The sequence below is a fragment of the Blautia sp. ZXY-1-B12 genome (genome assembly GCF_056339915.1).
Genome location: NZ_JBWJVP010000293.1, coordinates 1 through 5,289 on the forward strand (window position 1 = coordinate 1; position 5,289 = coordinate 5,289).

Below are 5,289 nucleotides of genomic sequence, written 5' to 3' on the forward strand. Positions count from 1 at the left end.
TTTATAAGTTATCTGATATTACAAATTTAAAATTATTTTACAGCTCTTTATTCCTGTTTTCAGACACGCTCTAGTACAGTGTTTCGTAAATAACTATATCAATCGCGTAGGATGCGGATTCGAGTGTGCTGGTATAAAAACGCAGGCGTAGCGGGCTACGCTGAGGCTTTTATACCTATGCAATCGGATTCGCAGACAAGTGAGTGGTATAGTTATTTCGAAAACGATGTACTAGGATCATCATTTCATGATCAGATAGCTGTAATCATCGATTACTGCACAGATCAGTCTGCGAAGACCTTCGTACAACTTATCATTTGCATCATCTGCCTTGCAGTCGGAAATCTGACCAAGGAGACGAACCTTGCACTCTTTTGTCTCCGGATTGATCACTGCAAATCCATCATTTGTGCTGTCTGCCATATCTGCCTCAGAAGCAAATAATGTAAATTTATCCTTGTACGGTGCACTTGCATATGGACAGAAGCTCTTGCAGTTGCCGCATTCGTTACACATATAATCTACATGGATCACCTGATTCATTGCCATTCCCGGAACTTTGATGGAGATGTTTGCTCTGTTTGGACATACATCTACACAATTCTCACAGACTTTATTACAGGTCAGACAGCGCTCACTTTCGCTCGCAGCGTCCTTGCTTTCTTTGAGTATTGCTTTTTTGGAGTAACAGTCTTTTTCTGTTCCCGGTACAGGCTGTCCTTTTACAATATCATGTCCAAGGATTGCTTTTGCAGCAACCTGTGCGTCGCGGATCGCTTCTACGATCGTAGCAGCTCCCCTTGCACCGTCACCGACAACGTAAACGCCTTCTGCACTTGTCTCCATTGTCTTATCATTGATGCGGGCTTTTCCGCGCTCATTGACCGCAATACCATTTGCTTCATAGAACTCAGTCGGAACTTTCTCGCCAACTGCAACGATCACTGTATCAGCCAAAACTTCTTCTGTTTCGCCCGTTTCTGTTACACCTGCACGTCCGGAAGCATCCATGCTGCCAAGTTCCATCTTCTTACAGAGCAGTTTGCCGTTTTCCAGAGATACAGGAGAAAGAAGTTCTTTGAACTCTACGCCCTCTTCCAGTACTTCCAGTAACTCATCTTCTGCTGCTGGCATATAGCGTTTGGTTCTTCTGTATACCAAGTAAACATGTTCTACACCTTCTGTACGTTTCGCAGCTCTTGCAGTATCCATGGCAGTGTTACCGCCACCGATCACAACTACGTTTTTACCCAGCGCAACCTTACCGCCAGTTGCTTTGAAATCTCTTAAGAATTTCAGAGCATTGATGGTTTCACCCTTTTCAAGCTTCAGAGTACCCGGTTTATTTGCACCTGTTGCAACGATCACTGCGTCATAACCCTGTGCTTTTAATTCCTGTACGGATTTCACTTCTGTACCTGTTTTGATCTCCACACCCATCTTCTGGATGAAGGAAACATCTTTATCGATTGCATCATCAGAGATACGGAATCCCGGGATCACATAACGGATCACGCCGCCGGCTTTCTCTTCTTTCTCAAATACTGTTACAGAAGCACCTGCTCTTGCAAGGAAGTATGCAGAAGCAATACCTGCAGGACCTGCACCTACAACAGCTACTTTCTTACCGTCTGCTGTGCCTGCTTTGATCTCATCGATCACTGTATCATATCCGTTTTGTGCTGCGATGAGCTTAGTGTTGCGGATATTTACAGGTTCTTCATAGAAGTTACGTGTACATTTGTACATACAGTTGTGCGCACAGAGAGTACCTGTGATAAATGGAAGTGCATTTTTCTCAAGGATAACTCTTAATGCCTGTGCATAATCGCCTTCTCCTGCCAGCTTCACATAGGTTGTGATATCCTGGTGGATCGGACATCCTTCTTCGCATGGAGCAAAGAAACAGTCAAGGAGCGGAACCTCTGAATCAGTTTTTCTCTTAGGAAGCGGTTTGATGCTCTTTACATGGTGAGTATCTTTTTTCGCATCCTCGGCCAGCTGCTCAAGTGCAGCTACATCAATGCCTTTCCATTCTTTCACACCGTCAGCCATTACTTTCTCTGCCATCTGGGTAAATCTCTGATATCCGCCCGGCTTCAGAAGTGTAGTTGCCACTGTTACAGGCCATACACCACATCCGACGATACGGTCGATATTATAGTAATCAGCACCGCCTGAATAAGCGATACGGAGTTTTCCGTCAAATTCCCGGGAAAGTCTGGCTGCAAGAGAAATGGATAACGGGAAAAGAGATTTTCCGGACATATACATTTCTTCGCTTGGAAGTTCATTTCTTGTAACATCTACAGGGAATGTATTGGTGATCTTCACACCAAACGCAAGGTTCAATTCATCTGCAAGTGCCTGCAGTCTCTTAAACATCGGAATCGCATCTTCGTACTGTAAGTCATCTTTGAAATGGAAATCACCAAATACCATATAATCATATCCCATGTCATCCATGGTCTTTCTGGCAAATTCATATCCCAGGAGAGTCGGGTTACATTTGATAAATGTGTTCAAATGTTTCTCTTTAAACAGATGATTTGCAATGCTCTCAATCTCGTTTGGAGGACATCCATGGAGAGTAGAGATTGTTGCGGAATTACAGATATCAGACGGAATCGCCTCAATATCTTCTTTTGTAACTTTTTCAAATTTATCTACATTGTCCAATAACCACTGTTTACATTCTTTAAAGATTTCAGTATCTTTTGCTTCCATCATACTGTCAATGAAAGTATTAACCTTTGGCTCTTTGATCCCTGCAAGATCATATCCAACGGAAATATTGAACTGGAATCCGTCCTGTGCACCCAGATCAAATTCTTTGGCGATCACATGCAGGATAAACCATGCTTTAATATATTCTCCCATTGCCTGAGGAACATAAAGCTCTGTAGACCATTCACAGTTATATCCTTCATCATCTGCAAGGATACATGGTCTGTTGATACAGGCTGCAAGCTCTGCACCGTCCATCTTCTGAACTGTTTTCAGCTCAAAGAAACGTGCGCCTGCATAGTAAGAAGCAACAATGTTCTGTGTTAACTGTGTATGCGGTCCTGCAGCAGGTCCGATCGGTGTTTCCAGATTTCTCTCAAATATATTCAGCTTCCTGTCAGTTTCCGCTGCATAAGCTCTGTGCTGTCCGAAAACTGTTCCTTTTGTTTTCTTTTCTTCTAATACCCAGTTCATTAACTGTTCAAAGGGCATACAGGTCATGACTTCACTCATAATCCGATCCTCCATTATTTCATACGGTATGGCTTCTCTCCATCCGTTCTATATTTTATTTACATTTATTTTTGCCAGGCAGAAAACTTATCTTTTTTACAATTCTTTACAGATTAACCATTAATATCATCTGCAAGTTCTTTTGCAGCCTGACGGCAGTCTGCCATAACTTTTGCCTCGTCGCATACAAGGACTTCGCGGTCTTTCATCAGGACTTTACCGTTACATACAGTAGTCTGGACCATGCTTCCGTTTACACCGAACATCAGATGTCCGTTAATGTTGCTTTCATTCATTGGTGTCAGCGGATCATAATCGATCACGATCACGTCTGCTGCCGCACCCTCTTTCAGGACACCGAGCTGTTTCTTAAAGTATCTGTTTGCAATCTTTGCATTTCCTTCAAAAAGCATCTGTGGAACTTCTCCCCAGGCTGCGTTCGGGTCGCAGAGGCTGTGTTTGTGTAAAACATTTGCAACCTTCCAGGATTCCATCATATCATGAGTATATCCGTCTGTACCAAGACCTGTGAGGATTCCCTTCTGTACCATTCTCATGGTTGGAGGACATCCGCATGCATTACCCATGTTAGATTCCGGGTTATGTACAACCATGGTATCTGTATCTTTGATCAGATCCATTTCATGTTCATTCACATAGATACAGTGACCGAGTAAAGTCTTCGGTCCAAGGATGTTCCAGTCATGAAGACGGTCAACAATACGTTTGCCATGCTCTTTCAGACACTGATGGAGATCGTAAATGCCTTCTGCTACATGGATGTGATATCCAACACCTTCCGGTTTCAGTTCATTGCAGAGAGCCATTGTCTCATCAGAGATTGTAAAGGATGCATGCATACCCATCATTCCGGCGATCATATCACTGTCGTCTGCAAGTGCATGCTTGATAAAATTCACGTTCTCCATTACAGATTCTCTGGATTTCTCCATTCCGTCACGGTCAGAAATCTCATAGCAGAGGCAGGTACGCACACCTAAATCCTTCGCAGCTTCCTCGATCGCATTGAGGGAACCTGTAATATGGCCAAAACTTGCATGATGGTCAAACACTGTGGTTACACCGTTCTTGATAGAATCAATGTATGTAGCATATGCAGAAAGCTTTGTCTGCTCCAGTGTCAGATGACGGTCAACTGTCCACCATAAGCCATCCAGAATATCCAGAAATCCCTGAGGATTATATCCGTTAATGCTTAAGCCTCTTGCGAAGGAGCTGTAGATATGCTCATGGGCATTAATAAATGCCGGCGTGATAACCCCACCCTTCGCATCAACAAATTCAGCATCCGGATAAACTTTCTTTACCTCTTCAGTTACCCCCACCATTACTATGGTGTTACCATCCATTGCTACAGCACCATTCTCCAGAAATGGATTGGATGCGTCCTGTGTGATCATTCTTCCATTACCAATTACCAGCATATAGTTCCTCCTTTCACTTGTCAAAAACTACCAATTCGATACTGCTTTTTACCTTTTGTTTAGGAATTATGTACTAATACTGTAACATACTTCTCCGAATAATGCAAGTAGAATTTACAAAAACTTTTTGGTTTTTCAAATTTTTTTTAGGTTTTATACTATCTCCGGTGAACAGATAAAAAAGAACGGGGCAGTCATTGATGACAATGAACAACCTCGTTCTTTTTTTGATTTTCCTGTTTTCTGATGAAGCTGATTTTATGACAAATTTTCAGGTTTGTCAACAATTTTTGTAAGATAGGAGAGTTATCCTTCCATAATCGCAGAATTAACCCTGAGCTGTTTTCGTCCATTCTTCCAGAGATTCTCATCCAGCTCCACCTCATAGCCGCCGCCATTTCTCACATGCCACTCATAAAATGGTTTCTGTATATCTGCATACTCTTCCATGATATTCATGATCGTACCGCCATGGATGACAAGTGCCGCCTCTGCCACATGGCTGCGGATACATCCGGACACAACCCTGTCAAATCCTCTCAGGTTTCTGCTTTTAAACCCTTCCCTGCTTTCTCCTCCCGGAAAAGGCAGAGTACCGTTGCTG

The 5,289-nt window shown here is 42.9% G+C and carries 3 protein-coding genes; all 3 read right to left on the bottom strand.

Features of this window, described 5'->3' with window-relative positions; all coding sequences use genetic code 11:
* Positions 1 to 240 precede the first annotated feature (240 nt).
* On the bottom strand, positions 241 to 3,240 hold the full coding sequence (ygfK, locus tag AC075L_RS20565; protein WP_055052749.1) for a putative selenate reductase subunit YgfK: 3,000 nt from the start codon (positions 3,238 to 3,240) through the stop codon (positions 241 to 243).
* A gap of 113 nt (positions 3,241 to 3,353) precedes the next feature.
* Positions 3,354 to 4,685 carry a putative aminohydrolase SsnA gene (ssnA, locus tag AC075L_RS20570; protein ID WP_476388105.1) on the bottom strand — a complete coding sequence of 444 codons (1,332 nt, stop codon included), beginning with the start codon at positions 4,683 to 4,685 and terminating at the stop codon, positions 3,354 to 3,356.
* 306 nt (positions 4,686 to 4,991) lie between these two features.
* Positions 4,992 to 5,289 (bottom strand): histidine phosphatase family protein (locus tag AC075L_RS20575; RefSeq protein ID WP_476388106.1); only part of this gene is annotated, 298 nt, incomplete at its 5' end.